The sequence below is a fragment of the Stenotrophomonas sp. AG209 genome, from assembly GCF_003550055.1.
Taxonomy (GTDB): Bacteria; Pseudomonadota; Gammaproteobacteria; order Xanthomonadales; family Xanthomonadaceae; genus Stenotrophomonas.
In genome coordinates this window covers 530,479-548,334 of the sequence record NZ_QXDB01000001.1, presented here as the reverse complement: position 1 = coordinate 548,334, position 17,856 = coordinate 530,479, and the positions used below count along the sequence as shown (strand labels likewise).

Genomic DNA, 17,856 nt, shown 5'->3' with positions numbered 1-17,856 from the left:
CATCTGATGGTAGTGCCGGCCGCCGGCCGGCAACCGTGGAATCCGGAGCAGCCGGCCAGGGGCCGGCCCTACCGGTTCAGAGGTTCCACGACGCTCAGGCGATGAATGGTTGCATCTGATGGTAGTGTCGGCCGCTGGCCGGCAACCGTGGAATCCAGAGCAGCCGGCCAGCGGCCGGCTCTACCGATCCAGGGTTCGTACGGTCCAGTGGTGATGGATCAATACAACTCGCAGTGCGTGCGGCCTTCGCCACGCAGCGCGTCCCAATGGCCCTCGCCGAGGATGGCATCGATGGCCCCGCGCACCGCGCCTTCCAGATGGCTCTTGTTGCCGCACAGGTACAGATGCCCGCCGCGGGCCAGTACGTCGCGCACTTCATCGCCGCGCTGCTGCAGCACATGCTGCACATAGACCTTTTCGGAGCCATCGCGCGAGAACGCGGTATGCAGGCCGGCCAGCACGCCACGCGCGTGCCAGTCCTGCAGCTGCTCGCGATACAGGTAGTCGTGCTGGCTGTGCTTCTCGCCGAACACCAGGTGCACTTCGCGTTCGCAGGCACTGGCCTGCAGCTCCTGCATCAGGCCCATCAACGGTGCGATGCCGGTGCCGGTGCCGACCAGCAGCAGCGGTGCCTCGCCGGTATCGGGCAGATGGAAGCCAGGGTTGGAGCGGCAGTACACACGGGCATGGTCAGCGCCATGCAGCAGGCTGCCGGTGGCAGTGCCGAAGCGCTCGCGCCCGCGGAGGGTGTAGCGCACTTCGCGCACGCACAGGCTCAGCTGGTCGTTGCAGGGGTGCGAGGCAATCGAATAGGCGCGCGGCAGGCGCGGTGACAGCAGTTCGCGCAGGCGGGCCAGCGGCACGCTGTCCGGCGTGGCGTGGTCCTGCAGCACGTCCAGCAGGTCCAGCCCGTGCAGGTAGGCGTCCAGCTCGCGCTTCTGGCTGACCTTCAGCAGGCCCTTCAGCACCTCGCTGCCACCGAGCCTGGTCAGTTCGCGCAGCACCCCCTTGCTCAGCAGGCGCAGCTCGCGGTCATGCAGGGTGGCGACGGCAGTGGCGTCGCCGTACCAGGTAGCCAGCGACTGCAGCAACACGGGGTCGTTCTCCGGCACCACGTGCAGGGTGTCACCGGCGCGATACGCCATGCCACTGCCGGCGATATCCAGCTGCAGGTGCCAGGCGGCCGGGTCGCTGCTGTTCAGGCGGCGGCGTTCGATAATGGGGGCGGCAAAGGCATTGTCTTCGCCATAGGCGGTGACCTGCAGGTGCAGGTCCTGGCCAGCGTTGAGGTCGCCATCCAGCACCTGGCCCAGCACCGGCTGCCATTGCTGGAAGAACTGCTCGTAGCCCAGGTCGGCGTCCACCCGATGCAGCAACGGCTGCGCCTGGCGCTCGCTCAGCGCCGCGTCCAGCGCCTTGGTGAAGCCACAGAAGCTGGGGTAGCCGGTGTCACCGAGGCCGAATACTGCATAGCGCAGGCCGCTCAGCGTCGAGGTCTGGCGCAGCGTTTCGAAGAACTGCTCTCCGTTGGCCGGCGGTTCGCCATCGCCGAACGAGCTGGAGATCGCCAGCAGCACGTCGCCGTGGCCGAGGCTGGCCACGTCGATGTCGTTGAACGGGAGCACCTGCGGCGCGTGCGGCTGCAGGTCCGCGCCCAGGCGCTGGGCCAGGGCGCGGGCATTGCCCGACTCGGACGCGAAACCCACCAGCAGGCGGCTGAAGGGCGTACTGGTCGGGAGGGCGTTCACGCGGCCTCGTAGAAATCGTCGAACTTTTCCTTGCTGAATTCGACCAGGTCGTAGTTCTGCATCAGATCGTTCACCACGCGGCGGATGCTGATGTACGAGGTGATGTTGCCGTCGGCGTCGAACAGCGGCTGCACGGTGGTGTCGACCACGTAGAGCACGCCGCCCTTGCCGAGGTTGGGCACGATGCCGGTCCAGGTCTTGCCGGCCTTGATGGTGTCCCACATGTCCTTGTAGACCGCCTTGGGCACGTCCGGGTGGCGCACGATGCTGTGCGGCTGGCCGATCAGCTCCTCGCGGGCGAAGCCGGTGAGCGTGCAGAACAGGTCGTTGGCGTAGGTGATGTTGCCCTGCAGGTCGGTGGTGGAGATCACCATGACGTTCTGCATGGCGTTCAGCAGCTGGGCGTTGTCGGGGGTGTAGCTCATCGCAGGGTCCTTGTGGATGCCGGTAACGCCGGCGTGTTCGGGTCCTGCATAGAAATACGCCCGCACGGCGGCGGGCGGTTTGACATTGATCAAGTAGGTGGCGCGATGACCTGCGACCGGGTGTCGCAGGGAGCGTTCACTGCTGCTGGGGAAATCCGATCGTCTCGTGGCAATGCTGCACGAGGTGGCGACCTCCTTCATTGATGTGCAAGGTGTCTGCGTCACCGAAGAACCGTAGCAGTGCTGCCCCGGTCGTACTGCCGGCATGCGCAGAGCGCCTGGCGGCGGATGGCAGGAACGGATCAGCTCGCGGATCGTGTCCGTCCGGGAGGTTCGCGCGCGCAAGGGTGCCCTCGATCAGTAACTGCGCACATGCACCTGCCAGATAGGCGTCTGGTTCCCGCTGCCCGCTACGCCGCGGCTGCCCTGACAATGCGGTGGCGATATGCTGGAATTCATGCGCGGTGGTGGCGATCACCCGCCTGCGCAGCGAATCAGCGTCCGGGCTGGAGGGAAACCAGAAGCTGACCACCTGGCCCGGCCGCTCTGGTCCTGGCAGTTGTCGCCAGATACCGCCGCCGTCACTCACGATCGTGAGCTGATAGCGCACAGGCGTCCGTTCCTGCCCATTGGCCTGGAGCGGCAGTCCAGCGGATCGTGCAGCCGCCTCGCAGAGCCGTGACGCCTGCATGGCCGAAAGCGCTCCATCCGCCCAGAAAACCCGGGTTGCAATGGATGATCGCCCGCACTCGATGGATCGGTTGGGATACTCCGAGCTTTCCGGGCCGGGTAGCACTGACACTGTGCTGATCTTCAGATGCGAGGAAGGGCCTCGCAGCAGGGTGGCATACCCTCCATCGGTGCTGACCAGGTTCCGGGCAGGCAGCTGGAGGGATTGGCACGCACTTGTGGCCACAAGGATTGCCGCCAGCCCAGCGTAGTGCCCGACGATGGAGCCCGGTTGGGTACGCCTGGACTGGCGGCGCTGCATCAGGGGGTCAGCCCGCATTGATACGGCGATGGATACTTCGTACAGACTTGAAATTCCGAGACTGAAGCCGCCCGGGTGGCTCCGCCGTATCGAGAGGCCGCCGCGATGGTGTTTGGTCCAGGGGCTGCACCTACATCGAATGCTGCGAGGTCGTATCTCAACTCGGTCGCTGGACCGGACGCAGATGCGGCCCAGGCGTTCGCACCATCCGGATCGACAAGCCGGAGGACGGTTCCTGTTCGATGCCATTGGAACTGCTTGGCGGCGATGGTGGCTCCTTGCCGGCCATCAAACAACAGCAGGGTTACAGATCCATTGGCTGGGAAGGCTATGGATGAACCCGAGACGTCGATCTCGAACTGCGCGGCATCTGGTACTTCTGATGTCGACGCCAGCAGAACTCGCTCGAACCAAGGTAGGCCATCGCGTTCGCCTCCGCCGATCTTGCCTCCAATCCTGCCTTCTATCCGGCACTTCTTGGTTTCTTCGCACGATGCGCTCAACTGCCACTCCATCGGCCCGCAGCCAGCAGAGACGAGGGTGATACCGATTGCTACCACGACAACTCGCAGATTGCTCATTGGTAATCTCCACGTTGGACGTCGATTGACCGATCAGCTCAACCTGCTGATTCGGCGGTCGATCCGTACCGGCTCAGGCTCGATCAGGCAATCGGAATTGTTTCAAGGACCTCCGGTAGCTGGCTCCGGGCCTCATTCGACGCGCCAGACACATGCGCAGGTCGCGCCAATGGCGACACTTGCGCCTCCAGTCACACCACGTGGGGAACTCGCGGGCGCATCAGCCCATCAGATAGCGCAGCACACCCGCCGAGACCACGCCGATCAGCACCGTCGGCAGCATCGACAGCCGCGTGGCGGCCAGCAGGGTGATCGCCAGCGCGGCGAGGTCGGCGGGCTTGTCGGCGACGAAGTCGGGCGCGATCACCGAGATCAGCACGCAGCCCGGCGCGGCTTCCATCACCGTTACCACGCGCTTGCTCAGCCTGCGGTTGCGCAGGGCGAGGAAGCCGACGATGCGGGTCAGGTAGGTGGCGGCGGCCATCAGCACGATGGTCAGCACCGAGGTCCAGTGGATCATGCCGTTGAAGATCAGGCCGTTGAAGATCATGCTGCGTCCTCCGCCAGCAGCCAGGCCGCGGCCAGGCCCGCCAGTGCGCCGCTGGCCACGTACCACGCACCCGGGATCAGCAGGTAAGTGGCCGCGGCCACCACCAGGCTGACCAGCCACGGCCGCGCCGCCTTCATGCCTTGCCACATGCCGCGTAGCAGCACCAGGAACACGGCTGGGAAGGCCATGTCGAAGCCATAGGCGTGGATGTCGCCCAGCATCGGGCCGACGATCGCGCCCAATGCGGTGCAGCCCACCCAGACCGTGTACAGGCCTGCCGACACGCCCAGGTAATAGGCCAGGCTGAAGCCGAGCGCACGGCGGCGCGCATCGGCCACGCCCATCGCCCAGCTCTCGTCGCACATGAAGAACAGCGCCGGCAGCACGCGGCGGCGCGGCAGGTGCTGCAGCAGCGGGGCCAGGCTGGCGCCCATCAGCAGGTGGCGGCTGTTGACCAGCGCGGTGATCGCCACGATCAGCGCGATGTGCGGCGGCGAGGTCCACAGTTCGACGGCGGCGAACTCCGAGCCGCCGGCGAAGTTGAGGCCGGTCATCAGCGGCACTTCCAGGGCGCTGAGGCCCTTCTGGGCCGCCTGCGCGCCGAGCACCAGGGCGAAGGGGATGAAGCCGATCATCACCGGCACGGCGGCGCGCAGGCCACGCAGGAATTCGGCACGCGGGGCGGTATCGCAGGTGTCGGGCAGGGGGAGGGTGGTACGGGCGTCCATCGAACGGCACAACAAGGTGGGGGTGGCCCATGCTAGCGGCCTGATCGCGAAATCGGGTTGCGTTGATGCCATTCGATTCGGGAATATTGAGATTCCATGCGGCCAATGTCGCCAACGGTGAAATCCCATGCAGTATCAGCTCGACAACCTTGATCGCCGCATCCTCGACGCCCTGCAGCGTGACGGACGGCTGCAGAACCTGGAGCTGGCCCGGCTGGTGGGCCTCTCGCCCTCGGCCTGCCTGCGACGGGTGCGGCTGCTGGAGGAAGGCGGCTACATCGACCGCTACGTCGCCCTGCTGAATGAGGCCAAGGTGGGCCGTGGCTTCACGGTGTTCGTGCGGGTGTGGCTGCGCGGGCAGGACGAGGACACCACCAACCACTTCATCAACAGCATCAAGTCTTTCCCGGAAGTGCTTGAATGCCAGCTGATGGCCGGCGACTGCGATTTCCTGCTGCGGGTGGCGGTGGCGGACCTTGATGCCTACCGGCAGTTCCAGATGCAGCACCTGAACCGGATTGCCGGGGTGCAGAACACAAAGACCGAGATCCCGATGCAGCGGATCAAGCAGACCACCCAGCTGCCGCTTTGAGGATGGGTGGTTTCCGGCCGGGTTGCACCCGGCACCCGCGGCAGTGCCGGCCGCTGGCCGGCAACGTCAGGAGCAACGGCCGAAGCAACAGCGTGCATTCCGTGGGACGGCGGGGTGGGTCCGGTTGCAGGGGACGCCGTAAACCCGTCCATGGGGGCTTGGCCGCGGCATCCATGCCGAGGACACCCCTGCAACCGGACCCACCCCGCCTTCGACAGATTTCCGCTTTCTGTCGGAACGGCATGAGCTGCTCTTGGTGGGTGTCGACCTTGGTCGACACGTTCTGGCCGGCACGGGGTCGGATCCCGTTGCTGTGCAACGGGCTCTGACCCCACGCCTGGAGGACATGGTCTGTTCGACTCGTTGATGCCTGATCCGTGACTGGCTCCAGGAAGGCTGGCCTGACGGTCGGCTGTAGGCGGCGGTCATCGCAATGACATGTGCCCCCGGTACGGTTTGAGCCCGCTTGCTGGTCGCGCGCGGGCCGGGGTTCCGGTCGTGCCGCGCGTCCACTGCAGCTGCTGTCGCTGCCGAGGGTCATGTGTTCTACGTCAGGGGGCTGAATGGACACCATGCGGTCAGAACTTGGAAGGTGGCCATCGCCGCATGGCTGCTGCTGTCCTTTGCCGCTGTGGCGCAGGACGGTGTTCATGCCTACGACATCCCCGCGCAACCGCTGGAACAGGCGGTCGAGCGCTTCAGTGTCATCAGCGGGTGGTCGGTGATGTACCCGGGCGACCTTGCCGCAGGCCGCAACAGCCATGCGCTGCGCGCCAGCCTGGCGCCGCTTCCTGCGCTGCAGATGCTGCTGCAGGACACCGGTATCGAGGCCGAGGTGATCGGCGAGCAGCGCGTGGTGCTGCGCCGGGGCGGGCAGTCGGCGGCCGAGGCGGATGTTGGCACCGGCCTTCCCGAGGCCGAGCGTCGGCGCCGCTATGGCGGCCTGCAGCAGCGCCTGCGCGCGGCGTTCTGTGACGACCCCGAGATCGTGCCCGGCCGCTATGCCGCAACGCTGCGCTTCCGCGTCGACGGCGAAGGCCAGGTGCAGCAGCCCGAGCTGCTGTCCGGCAGTGGCAGTGCCCGCCGCGATGCGCGCCTGCTGCAGGCGCTGCAGGGCCTGGTGCTGGCGCCGGAAGCCGCTGCGCTGCCGCAGCCGGTGACCCTGCAGATCCGTCCTTCCGGCACCGACCACGACTGTGGCCGGCGCGCGCCCCTTCCATGACTTCAAGGATTCGAACATGAGCAACGGTACGGCTGGGGCAGTTGACCTGATGGACCACCTTCTGGGTGCCTACGACGAGCTGAAGCGCCGACTGGTGCGCAAGCTGGGCTCGGAAGAGCTGGCCGGCGACGCGCTGCAGGACACCTGGATGCGCCTGAGTGCGCGCCGTGACCGCCTGGATGCGGTGCAGAACCCCGCGGCCTACCTGCTGCGCATGGCGATGAACACCGTGATCGACCGCCAGCGTGCTGACCACCGCCTGCTGAGCCTGGAAGAGGTGGAGACGTTGATGGACATGGCCGACCCGGCACCGGGCCCGGCGCAGGCGGCCGAACTGGACTTCGCGCTGGAAGACATGGTCGGTCTGCTGCAGCGCATGCCCGAGCGCCGTCGCCGCATCCTGCTGGCGATCCGCGTCGACGGTCTGCAGCAGCGCGACGTCGCCGATCACCTCGGCGTGTCGCTGCGGTTGGTGCAGCGTGAGTTGAAGGCGGCCCAGGACTATCTGGCCGAGCGCAGCGGGCAGGGGCGCCAGGTGCGGTTCTGAGCGGCGGCATCCGTCTACACTTTGACGCCGAGCAGAACCCCGCAGCGTGCGGGTCCGGCATGAGCCCCCATGGATCCTGACGATCGCCCGCAACGCCCGCTGGATGCCGTCGAGCGTCAGGCCCACGCGTGGGTGGTGCGGCTGACCTCGGGCGAGGCCACTGCGGCCGACGGGCGCAGGTTCCGCGCGTGGTGCGAGGCCGATCCGCGTCATCGCGAAGCATTCGGCCGGGCGCGCCAGCAATGGGAACAGGTGCGACTGGCCGGTGAGCAGCTGCCTGCCGCAGCACGGCAACCGGTCGCGCCGACACCGGCCCAGCGCTGGAGCCGGCGTGCCTTCCTGGGCGCCGCGATTGCCGCACCGGCCAGCCTGGTGGTGGTGGCGGCGATCCGCCCGCCGCTGGGATTGTGGCCCTCGGTGACGGCGATGGCGGCCGATTTCCATACCGGTACCGGTGAGCGCCTGCAGATTGCACCTTCGCCACAGCTGAAGATCGAGCTGGATACGCAGAGCAGCCTGCGCCGCCGTGCGGACGCGCGGGGCGAAGGCTTCGAACTGGTGCAGGGCCAGGCCGCGATCGAAACCCAGGCCGGGCTGCGCCTGGCCCTGTTCGCAGGGCCGGGTTGCGTGATTGCCGATGAAGGTGCGGTGCGCCTGGACGTGCGCAACACCCACGGCCAGGTGCGGGTGACCTGCCTGCAGGGCAGCGCCCGCATCGAGCATCCGCAGGGCCGCCTGCAGCTGCAGGCGGGCCAGCAGACCCAGTACGACGAGCGCCTCAGTGGCGTGGTGGCCGAAGCCGTGGCCTCGGAAGTGAGTGCCTGGACCGAAGGCATGCTGGTATTCCGCCGCGCTCCATTGCGCGAGGTGGTGGATGAAATCAACCGCTACCGCCGCGGCAAGGTGCTGCTCGGCGAATCGGCGTTGGCGCGCGCCCCGGTCAGCGGCCGCTTCCGCATCGATGATCCGGACGCGGCGCTGGAGCAGCTGCGACTGACGATGTCGCTGGATCTGCGTCGCTTTCCGGGTGGCGTTGCCGTCCTTGGTTAGATGAAGACGCTGGCCGTGCGCGCCGCGCAGGGCTGTTGCAAGCAAGGAGACGCCAAGGATGCGCAACGAGACCATCGGTGTGCTGGATCTGCGCCGCAATCTGTCGGCGTTGCTGGAAACCACGCAGCGACGGCCCTTGATGGTGCACCGCTACGGCTCGCCATGGGTGTGTGTGGTGTCCGACGCGCAGTGGCAGCAACAGGCTGTGCTGCTGGACTTCGATCCGCAGTCGCACCCGCTGGCGATGCTGTTGCGCCTGCAGCAGCAGGTGTTGCCGCTGGCTGAAACCGGTGCGTTGCCGCCTGCGGCGCTTGCACGCGCACTGCTGCTGATGGACATGCATGGCATCGAGGATCTCGCGCAGCTGCACGAGCAGGTGCTGCACCATCGGCTGTGGCACTGGTTCGTGGCGGGCACCCGCGGGGTGATGGACGGCTGGCAGCTGCCAGCGGTGCGCATTGCGATGGCGTCATGGTGCGATGACGTGGACATGACCGATGCGCTGGTCGCGTTCGCCGCGCGCAGCGACGTGGCGGTACTGGCCCGCCGCTGCGGCGGTGACGCACCGCGCCTGCAGCGCGAAGCCTTCAGGCGCATGACGTTGCGATGACGTTGCCGATGAAGCACCACCCAGCGCACAGACTTGCATTCGCGCTGTCGCTTCACCTGCCTTGCTGACGTCTTCTCCAGAGTACGACGCACCACGCGTCGCGGAGCACGGGCGACGCAGATGGCAGACAGTCGCAGGATCAGCATGCTGGAGCTGGATCGCCACCTGAGCCAGTCACTGGAGCAGGCGCGGCACACGCCCTTGAACGTGCAACGTTACGGGCACTCGTGGGTCTGGGTGCTGTCCAGTGATGCCTGGGCCGATGCGGCGCGCTGGGCGGCACTGGACAGCAGCGCGCATCCGTTGGCGGCGCTGCGGCGCGCCCTCGATCTGCAGCTGCGGCCCTGGCCCGAAGCGGCCATGAACGCGCTGCCGCTTGATGCAGGCGATGTGCGGCTGCTGCAACGTGCGGCCCTGCTGGTGGTCGTGCGTGATCTCAACAGTGCGCAGCGCGTGTACGACGATCTGCGCTATCACCAGGCCTACCGGACGTTCATCGGCCTCGACCATGGCACCGCGTGGTCGCCGATGCAGTGCGTGCGCCTGCTGCAGGCGTGCGCGCATCCGCTGCTGCGCGGCTGCATCGACGAAACGCTGGCCAGTGTGCCACCCCACCTGTTCGAGGCGGCACGCGTACCGGCTGCCCCTGCGCCCGCGCAGGCACATGCGCAGCGAATTGCCGGCGGATGTTTATCGTACTGACACATGCACCGCTGACCATGGCGCAGCGGTCTCTTCCAGGATGACGAGGGCGGAACAATGGCAAGGCAGGTGGGTGGTCGCAGGGCTCGGCAGCAGGGTTTCAGCCTGATCGAGATCATGGTGGTGGTGGTGATCATCGGCATTCTCGCGGCATTGATCGTGCCGCGGTTGATGGACCGTCCCGACCAGGCGCGCGTGGTGGCGGCGCGCCAGGACATCGCCGCGCTGATGCAGGCGCTGAAACTGTTCAAGCTGGACAATGGTCGCTATCCCAGCGCCGAGCAGGGCCTGCAGGCGCTGGTGAAGCCGCCGCAGGGCAGCGGTGCGATGCCGGTGACACCGTATCTGGATCGCCTGCCGAATGACCCATGGGGCCATCCGTACCAGTACCAGATTCCCGGAACCCATGGCGACATCGATGTGTTCTCGCTGGGTGCGGACAGCAAGCCCGGTGGCGACGCCGGGAACGCGGATATCGGCTCCTGGCAGCTGTGAGGCGTGCTGATGACAGCCCGGACGCGTTCGGTCCCGTGCGCCCGCCAGCGTGGCATGGCGGTGATTGTCGCCCTGCTGGTGGTGGCACTGGTGGCGGTGATTGCCACTGCACTGCTGACCCGGCAGTCGGCGCAGCTGCGCGCGCTGCGTAGTGACCAGCTGCGCGCACAGGTGCGCATGGCGGTCGATGCCACCCTGGAGCGGGCGGCGCAGCAGCTGCGTGAGGATGTAAGGGAGCAGCTGACCACGGTGCGCAGCGGACGCTGGGCGCGTCCGCTGACGCTGCAGGCGCCGTTGCCGGTGCAGCTGCAGCTGGTGGATGCGCAGTCGATGTTCAACCTGCGCAACCTGCTGGCGCATGGCCGGCCGGACCCCGAGGCGCGACGCGCGTTCATCGCGTTGTGTGCTGCACAGGGGCTTGGCCAGGGCGCCTGCGCATCCGCGGTGGACCACATCCAGGCGCGCCTGCGCGACGGTGACATCCAGGCGCAGGCCCCACTGCCGCGCGAATCACTGATCGCGCAGGCACTGGCCGGTGCCGATCCGGTGGCACTGCAGGCGCTGGCGCGGCGCACCGTGGTGCTGCCGGCGCAGACCCTGGTCAACGCCAACACCAGCGACCTGAGCGTTCTGCAGGCGGTGACGCCTGCGGTCGAGCCGGCACGGCTGCAGGCGCTGCTCGGTGAGCGCGACGGCGGCCATTGGCTGCTCAACCGCGGCGACATCGCCAATCGACTTCAACTGAGCAACGAACAGATGGCCGTGCTTCCCTTGGGCATCCATAGCGAGTGGTTTCTTGCGGTCGGCCAGGTGCAGGCCGATGGCAGTGCGGTCGAGTTCCGTGCGTTGCTCTGGCGCGAATACCGCGACGATGGAGCGCGCGTGCAGCGCGTGTGGACGAGGATCGGCGCATGAACATGCAGCTTCGGGTGCGCCTGCCGGCGCTGGAGTGCCTGCGCGCCGACAGCACGGTGGAGTGGGTTCAGCTGCACAAGGGCGAGGTAGTGGCACACGGCCGCGACACGCTGGCGGCACTGGGCCTGCGGCATCCGCAGGCTGCGGTGCGGGCCTGCCTCGATCCGCACGACCTGATCCTGCTGGAACTTCAGCTGCCGCCGTTGTCCGGGCGCCGCCTGCAGTCGGCGCTGCAGGGCGAGGTGGAGGCGATGCTGCTGGATGATCTGCAGGAGGTGGCGCTGGCGCACGGTGCGCAGGCGGCTGACGGTACCGTTCCGGTGGCCTGGCTCGGCCAGCAGGCGGTCCTGCAGGCGCAGCAGCTGCTGGCCTCGTGCGCACTGCAGCTGCAGGCGCTGTATCCGACGCCGCTGCTGCTGCCGTGGCAGGACGGACAGGCCACGCTGCAGGTCAGCGGCGAGCACCTGCTGGTGCGCAGCGGGCGCGATCGTGGGTTCGTCCAATGGTATGGCGGACGCGACGCATGTGCCGTGATGCAGGCCCTGGCCGTGCGCCTGCAGCAGGCCGGCGTGCAGGCCGTGCAATGGATCGACAGCGTGCCGCCGGCGTGGCCGGACAGCCTGCCGGCCACCGCCGTCACGCATGAACGGCAGGCGTGTGGCCCTCTGCCGGGGTGGTCATTGCCGCTGCCCGGTGCGGGTCGGCAAGCGCCACGACTGGCGATCGGCCTCGCGTTGGCGGCAGTGCTGCTGGCCGTACTCGGCCTGCAGCTGCAGGTCTCGCGCTGGCGGATCGAGGGCGAGGCGCTGCAACAGCACATGGCGCGGCAGTTCAGCGCACGCTTCCCGGAGATCACCGATGTGGTGGATCCGGTGCTGCAGGCACGGCGTGCTCTGGCGGTGCCACCGCCGGCGCCGCCGTTACCGCCGTTGCAACGGCAGGTCGCCAGCACGCTGCAGGCCGTTCCGGAGCTGGCGGGGCAGGTGCGCAGCCTGCATTACCAGCCCGGCCAGCTGGACATGGAGCTGGATGCCGATGCCCAGGCGTTGGCCGATGATCCTCAACGCCTGGAGCACTGGCAGCAGGCGGTGCAGGTGCAGGGCCTGCAGCTGGCGCGCGACGCCGGTGGGCGCCTGCGGGTGAGCGGAGCGGGACAGTGACCGCCCGTACCCTGCGGCTGGGCGAGGGAGTGGCGGGCCTGCAGCAGCGCTGGCAGCGCCTGCCATCACGCGACCGGCTGATGCTGTGGGTGATGGTGGTGGCGCTGCTGGCAGCGGGCCTGTGGTCGTTGTGGCTGGAGCCCCTGCTGAAGCAGCGCACGCACTGGCAGGCCGAACTGCCACGGCTGCAGGCGCAGTCCCGCGCACTGGCGCCGCTGCTTCGCGCCCGTGAGCGCCAGCAGCAGGCGCAGGGCCAGCACCCGACGCTGGCCAGCCTGCGGGACGGAATCAGATCCGCCGGCCTTGCCGACGGCCTGCATATCGAATCGCGCGACGGGCGCTGGCACCTGCAGGTGCAGGCGGTGCCCGCCGACGCGCTATGGAACTGGCTGCTGCCGCTGCTGGCCGACCCGGCCATCGAGCTGCAGCAGCTGCAACTGACACGCACAGGGGATGCGAACATGCCGGCGGCACGGATTTCCGGAAACATCGTGATGGTGGCCACTGCGGGTGCCCATCCATGAGGGCGATGCGCAGCCTTGCCTGCAGTACTGCATTGGCCCTGATCGTGGGCATGGCCCACGTGCCTGCGCCGGTGGCGGCGCAGGACACCCGCGATGAGCCGGTGCAGCTGAACCTGGTGGATACCGATATCGGTGGCGTGCTGCGCATGGCAGCACGGTTCACCGGCCGCCAGTTCTTGGTCGACCCACGGGTGACCGGCAAGATGACGGTGGTCTCCGATGGCCCGGTCAGCCGTATCCAGGCCTATCAGCTGCTGCTGGGCGCGCTGCGCATGCGCGGCTTCGCCGTGGTCGAGAACGGCGGCGTCAGCCGGGTGGTGCCGCAGGCCGACGCCAAGCTGCTCGGTGGCCGCGTGGGCAGCGGTGGTGCAGGGGGCGAGATCGCCACGCGCACCTTCGCGCTGCGCTACGAGAACGCGGCCGCGCTGGTGGCAGTGCTGCGGCCGATGATCAGCCCGGACAATCCGATCACTGCCAACCCGGGCAACAACACCCTGGTGATCACCGACTATGCCGACAACCTGGAGCGCATCGCCCGGGTGATCGCCAGCGTCGACACGCCGGCCGGCATGGACACCGATGTGGTGAAGCTGCAGCAGGGCATTGCCGTTGACGTGGCGGCGATGGTCGCGCCGCTGCTGGATGCGCAGGGCGCCGAACCGAGCCAGAAAGTGGTGGTGATGGCCGACCCGCGCAGCAACAGCGTGCTGCTGCGTTCCAGCAGTCCCGGCCGCACCCGTCTGGCGCGGCAGCTGGTGGAGAAGCTGGACCGCGCGCAGGACGAGTCCGGCAACCTGCATGTGGTCTACCTGCGCAATGCCCAGGCCAATCAGCTCGCCGGTGTGCTGCGCGGCGTGGTGGCCGGGCAGAGCGATGCACCGGCAATGGGCAGCAACGAAGGCATCACGCCACTGCCCGGCGATGCAAACCGTTCCACACCCGCCCAACCGTCGCAGCCACAGCAGGCCAAGACCGGTGGCAATGCGCTGGCATCGCAGCGGCTGGACCCGAACCGCCGCGACCCGATCGACGCCGGCAGCACCGGCTTCAGCCAGAACGGTATTTCGGTGCAGGCGGACGTGGCCACCAACACGCTGCTGATCTCGGCGCCGGAACCGGTGTACCGCAACCTGCGGCGGGTGATCGACCAGCTGGACCAGCGCCGTGCACAGGTGCTGGTGGAAAGCCTGATCGTGGAGGTCAACCAGACCGACGCGGCCGAACTGGGCGTGCAGTGGATGCTGGGCAATGGCCGCACCTTCGGCGGCACCCACTTCGGCGGCACCACCGGCGGCAGCGGGCTGAACACCACCGCACGCACCACACTGGACGTGCTGCCCAAGGACGGCCTGAAGATCGGCGTCATCGACGGCACCATCAACCTGCCCGGTGTCGGCCAGATCCTCAACATGAAGGCGCTGGCCAACGCGCTGCAGAGCAAGGGCGGCGCCAACATCCTGTCCACGCCGAACCTGATGACGCTGGACAACGAAGCGGCCAGCATCATGGTCGGTCAGACCGTGCCGTTCGTCAGCGGCCGCTACGTGACCGACGGTGGTGGTGGCAGCAACAACCCGTTCCAGACCATCGTGCGCGAGGACGTGGGCCTGAAGCTGCGGGTACGCCCGCAGATTTCCGAGGGCGGCACGGTGAAGCTGGACATCTACCAGGAAGTCAGCAGCATCGACGCGCAGAGCGCGAACAGCACGGCCGGCATCATCACCAACAAGCGGGCCCTGGATACCAGCGTGCTGCTGGACGACGGCCAGATCATGGTGCTGGGCGGCCTGCTGGAAGACAGCGTCAGCCATGGCCGTGATGCGGTGCCGGGGCTGGGAAAGATCCCGGTGCTGGGTGCCTTGTTCCGCAGCGACACGCGCAAGCGCGCCAAGACCAACCTGATGGTGTTCCTGCGCCCGCACGTGGTGCGTGACCCGGCCGCCGGCCAGCGCCTGACCCGCGACCGCTACGACTACATGCGCAACGCGCAGGCCGGCGCGCAACCGGTGCAGAGCTGGGCATTGCCGGCGCTGTCGGCACCGCAGCTGCCGCCGCAGGACCTGTCTGTACTCGGCCAGGGCAATGCGCGCGATGGCCAGGGCCAGCCGCTGCAGAACAGCAGCCTGGCGGCGCTGTACCCGTCCGGTGACGGCGATGCGCAGCTGGTGCAGTTCGCACAGGGGCTGGACCCGGCCCGTGCCAGCCAGGGCGTGGCACAGGTGCGGGCACTGGGTCTGCAGGCCTATGCCGAAGCGACGCCCGGCGAGAGCGGGCAACGCCTGCGGGTGCGATTGCCACGCGATCCGGCGACGCTGGACCCGGCGCTGCAGCAGTTGCGCGGACTCGGCTACACGCCGGAACTGGTGATCGGGCCGTGAGCGCCGCCGCGCCACTGCCGTACGCCTGGGTGCGCAGCCATGGCGTGATGCTGTCCGAAGTTGGCGGCGAGCCGGTGCTGCTGGGCACCGCCGACACCGCGGCGTGGGCCGTGGCCGAACTGCGCCGACGGCATGGCCCGCTGCCGTTCCAGGCGCTGGATGCCGCGACGTGGCAGCAGCGGCTGGGTGAGCAGTACCGTGACGGCGGCGATGCCGCTGCCGTGGTCGGTGCCGCCGAAAGCGAAGTCGATCTGGACCGGCTGATGCAGGACATGCCGGAAGTTACCGACCTGCTGGATGCGCAGGACGATGCGCCGGTGATCCGCATGATCAACGCGCTGCTGGCACAGGCCGCGCGTGATGGCGCCAGCGACCTGCACATCGAACCCTTCGAGACCCACTCGGTGGTGCGTTACCGCGTGGACGGCACCCTGCGCGACATGGTGCAACCGCGGCGCGCACTGCACGCGGCGCTGGTGTCGCGCATCAAGATCATGGCTCACCTGGACATCGCCGAGAAGCGGCTGCCGCAGGACGGGCGCATCGCGATCCGCGTGGGTGGGCGTCCCTTGGACATCCGTGTCTCCACGGTGCCGACCGGGCATGGCGAGCGTGCTGTGCTGCGCCTGCTGGAAAAGGATGCCGGCCGGCTGCAGCTGCAGCGCCTGGGCATGGCCGATGACACCCTGGCCACGTTCACCGGATTGATCCGGCAGCCGCATGGCATCGTGCTGGTCACCGGGCCGACCGGCAGTGGCAAGACAACGTCGCTGTATGCGGCGCTGGGCCAGCTCGACAGCAGCACCAGCAACATTCTCACCGTGGAGGACCCGGTGGAGTATGACTTCGCCGGCATCGGCCAGATCCAGGTCAACGCGCGTATCGGCATGAGCTTCGGCACGGCGCTGCGCGCGATCCTGCGCCAGGACCCGGACACCATCATGATCGGTGAGATCCGCGACCTGGAGACCGCACAGATTGCGGTGCAGTCGTCGCTGACCGGCCATGGCGTGCTGGCGTCCCTGCACACCAACGACGCGATCTCGGCGGTGACCCGCCTGGCCGATATGGGCGTGGAGCCGTTCCTGCTGGCCTCGTCGCTTCGCGGCGTGCTGGCGCAGCGGCTGGTGCGGCGGCTGTGCACGCAATGCCGGCGTGCCGAGGTGGATGGCGACGGCCGTACCGTGTGGCGCGCGGTGGGCTGCGCGGCCTGTGCCAACAGCGGCTACCGGGGGCGTACCGGCATCCACGAGCTGTTCGTGGTGGACGATCGCGTGCGCGCGCTGATCCATGAAGGGCAGGGTGAACCTGCGCTGCGCGAGGCCGCGCGGCGTGCCGGCATGCGGACCTTGCGGCAGGATGGCCAGCGCTGGGTCGACAGCGGGGTGACCACGCTGGAAGAGATCCTGCGCGTCACCGGCGACGATTGAGGCCTGCATGGCACTGTTCGACTACCAGGCCGCCAACGCGCAGGGCCGCATCGAGAAGGGCCAGCTGGACGCCGACAGCCCGCGCGGGGCGCGCCAGGTGCTGCGCGGTCGTGGGCTGACGCCCGTGCAGGTCAGCGCGGCGCGCAGTGCGGGCAGTGGCTGGGGCACGCGCCGGCTGTCCGCCAGCGAACTGGCCTGGGCTACGCGCCAGCTGGCCAGCCTGCTGGCCGCGAGCCTGCCGTTGGAAGGTGCATTGAGTGCGGTGATCGAACAGGCCGAGCGCCCGCATGTGGCCCAGGCACTCACCGCCGTCCGCGCCGACGTGCGTGCCGGCCAGCGCCTGACCGTGGCATTGGCTGCACGGCCACGTGATTTTCCGCCGATCTATCGGGCGCTGGTGGGCGCCGGTGAGGACTCCGGCGATCTGGCACGGGTGATGGAGCGCCTGGCCGACTACATCGAAGAGCGCAATGCGCTGCAGGCCAAGGTGCTGACCGCCTTCATCTACCCTGCGGCGATCAGCCTGGTGTCAGTGGCGATCGTGATCTTCCTGCTCAGCTACGTGGTGCCGCAGGTGGTGACCGCATTCGTGCAGGCGCGGCAGACGCTGCCGATGCTGACCCAGGTGATGCTGGCGGCGAGCGCGTTCGTGCGCAGCTGGGGCGTGTGGGCAGGGCTCGGCATCGCTGCGCTGGTGGTGGCATGGCGGTTGGCGTTGCGCCGGCCCGGACTGCGCCTGCGCTGGGACGCGATGCTGCTGCGGGTGCCGATGATCGGACGCTTCGTGCTGGGCGTGAACAGTGCGCGCCTCGCATCGACGCTGGCGATCCTGCTGGATGCCGGTGTACCGCTGCTGCGTGCACTGGAAGCAGCGCGACAGACCCTGGGAAACGCGCTGCTGGCGCGCTGTGCCGATGATGTGGCTGCACGCGTACGCGAAGGCGCGGCACTGGGTGCGGCGTTGAAGGTGCAGAAAGTGTATCCGCCGATCCTGGTGCACCTGGTGGCCAGCGGCGAGAAGACCGGTTCGCTGGCGCCACTGCTGGACCGCGCCGCACAGACGATCTCGCGCGAGATCGAGCGTCGCGCGATGGCACTGACCGCACTGCTGGAACCGACCATGATCCTGGTGATGGGCGGCGTGGTGTTGACGATCGTGCTGGCCGTGCTGATGCCGATCATGGAAATGAACCAGCTGGTGCAGTAGA

General features: G+C 68.2%; 19 protein-coding genes. 13 read left to right on the top strand and 6 right to left on the bottom strand.

The annotated features are described in order from the left end of the window. Positions 1–218: 218 nt before the first annotated feature. From DFO63_RS02520 to DFO63_RS02500, 6 genes are all read right to left on the bottom strand, one after another. Complete coding sequence (locus DFO63_RS02520; protein ID WP_119006371.1) at positions 219–1,748, bottom strand: sulfite reductase flavoprotein subunit alpha; 1,530 nt, start codon at positions 1,746–1,748, stop codon at positions 219–221. After that, entirely contained in the window at positions 1,745–2,173 is a 429-nt protein-coding gene (locus DFO63_RS02515) for a PAS sensor domain-containing protein (RefSeq protein ID WP_005409905.1), read from the bottom strand. The genes DFO63_RS02520 and DFO63_RS02515 overlap by 4 nt, the downstream gene beginning before the upstream one ends. Positions 2,174–2,309: 136 nt before the next feature. Beyond that, positions 2,310–2,783: a hypothetical protein gene (locus DFO63_RS02510; RefSeq protein WP_119006370.1), complete on the bottom strand. Its 474-nt coding sequence runs from the start codon at positions 2,781–2,783 to the stop codon at positions 2,310–2,312. A gap of 380 nt (positions 2,784–3,163) precedes the next feature. Then, positions 3,164–3,745 carry a hypothetical protein gene (locus DFO63_RS21930; RefSeq protein WP_147416385.1) on the bottom strand — a complete coding sequence of 194 codons (582 nt, stop codon included), beginning with the start codon at positions 3,743–3,745 and terminating at the stop codon, positions 3,164–3,166. Positions 3,746–3,965: 220 nt separating this feature from the next. Beyond that, positions 3,966–4,280: an AzlD family protein gene (locus DFO63_RS02505; RefSeq protein WP_119006975.1), complete on the bottom strand. Its 315-nt coding sequence runs from the start codon at positions 4,278–4,280 to the stop codon at positions 3,966–3,968. Positions 4,281–4,291: 11 nt separating this feature from the next. After that, complete coding sequence (locus DFO63_RS02500; protein ID WP_119006369.1) at positions 4,292–5,023, bottom strand: AzlC family ABC transporter permease; 732 nt, start codon at positions 5,021–5,023, stop codon at positions 4,292–4,294. A 127-nt stretch (positions 5,024–5,150) separates the two neighbouring features. Here DFO63_RS02500 and DFO63_RS02495 point away from each other — a divergent pair, with 127 nt between their 5' ends. The 13 genes from DFO63_RS02495 to gspF all read left to right on the top strand — a co-directional run bounded on the left by DFO63_RS02495 (position 5,151) and on the right by gspF (position 17,855). Beyond that, complete coding sequence (locus tag DFO63_RS02495; RefSeq protein ID WP_119006368.1) at positions 5,151–5,615, top strand: Lrp/AsnC family transcriptional regulator; 465 nt, start codon at positions 5,151–5,153, stop codon at positions 5,613–5,615. Positions 5,616–6,156: 541 nt separating this feature from the next. Then, positions 6,157–6,837 (top strand): TonB C-terminal domain-containing protein, encoded by a 681-nt coding sequence (locus DFO63_RS02485; protein ID WP_119006367.1) that lies wholly within the window; start codon positions 6,157–6,159, stop codon positions 6,835–6,837. A 16-nt stretch (positions 6,838–6,853) separates the two neighbouring features. Beyond that, a complete protein-coding gene (locus DFO63_RS02480) occupies positions 6,854–7,384 on the top strand; it encodes a sigma-70 family RNA polymerase sigma factor (protein ID WP_032961748.1) in 531 nt (176 codons plus the stop codon). 69 nt (positions 7,385–7,453) lie between these two features. After that, positions 7,454–8,434: a DUF4880 domain-containing protein gene (locus tag DFO63_RS02475; RefSeq protein WP_119006366.1), complete on the top strand. Its 981-nt coding sequence runs from the start codon at positions 7,454–7,456 to the stop codon at positions 8,432–8,434. Positions 8,435–8,492: 58 nt separating this feature from the next. Beyond that, on the top strand, positions 8,493–9,044 hold the full coding sequence (locus DFO63_RS02470) for a hypothetical protein (protein ID WP_119006365.1): 552 nt from the start codon (positions 8,493–8,495) through the stop codon (positions 9,042–9,044). A 144-nt stretch (positions 9,045–9,188) separates the two neighbouring features. Further along, positions 9,189–9,746, top strand: a complete 558-nt coding sequence (locus DFO63_RS02465) for a hypothetical protein (RefSeq protein ID WP_246864293.1) — start codon at positions 9,189–9,191, stop codon at positions 9,744–9,746. A 57-nt stretch (positions 9,747–9,803) separates the two neighbouring features. After that, positions 9,804–10,241, top strand: coding sequence for a type II secretion system major pseudopilin GspG (gene gspG / locus DFO63_RS02460; RefSeq protein WP_014037416.1), 438 nt, complete (start codon positions 9,804–9,806; stop codon positions 10,239–10,241). Positions 10,242–10,250: 9 nt separating this feature from the next. Next, entirely contained in the window at positions 10,251–11,156 is a 906-nt protein-coding gene (gene gspK, locus DFO63_RS02455) for a type II secretion system minor pseudopilin GspK (protein ID WP_119006974.1), read from the top strand. After that, positions 11,153–12,316 (top strand): type II secretion system protein GspL, encoded by a 1,164-nt coding sequence (gene gspL, locus DFO63_RS02450; RefSeq protein WP_119006364.1) that lies wholly within the window; start codon positions 11,153–11,155, stop codon positions 12,314–12,316. Before gspK ends, gspL begins: the two co-directional genes overlap by 4 nt. Next, on the top strand, positions 12,313–12,840 hold the full coding sequence (gene gspM / locus DFO63_RS02445) for a type II secretion system protein GspM (protein WP_119006363.1): 528 nt from the start codon (positions 12,313–12,315) through the stop codon (positions 12,838–12,840). The genes gspL and gspM overlap by 4 nt, the downstream gene beginning before the upstream one ends. After that, on the top strand, positions 12,837–15,218 hold the full coding sequence (gene gspD, locus DFO63_RS02440; protein WP_119006362.1) for a type II secretion system secretin GspD: 2,382 nt from the start codon (positions 12,837–12,839) through the stop codon (positions 15,216–15,218). Before gspM ends, gspD begins: the two co-directional genes overlap by 4 nt. Beyond that, complete coding sequence (gspE, locus tag DFO63_RS02435) at positions 15,215–16,648, top strand: type II secretion system ATPase GspE (protein ID WP_071227951.1); 1,434 nt, start codon at positions 15,215–15,217, stop codon at positions 16,646–16,648. Before gspD ends, gspE begins: the two co-directional genes overlap by 4 nt. Positions 16,649–16,655: 7 nt before the next feature. After that, positions 16,656–17,855 carry a type II secretion system inner membrane protein GspF gene (gene gspF / locus DFO63_RS02430; protein ID WP_119006361.1) on the top strand — a complete coding sequence of 400 codons (1,200 nt, stop codon included), beginning with the start codon at positions 16,656–16,658 and terminating at the stop codon, positions 17,853–17,855. Position 17,856: the final 1 nt, after the last annotated feature.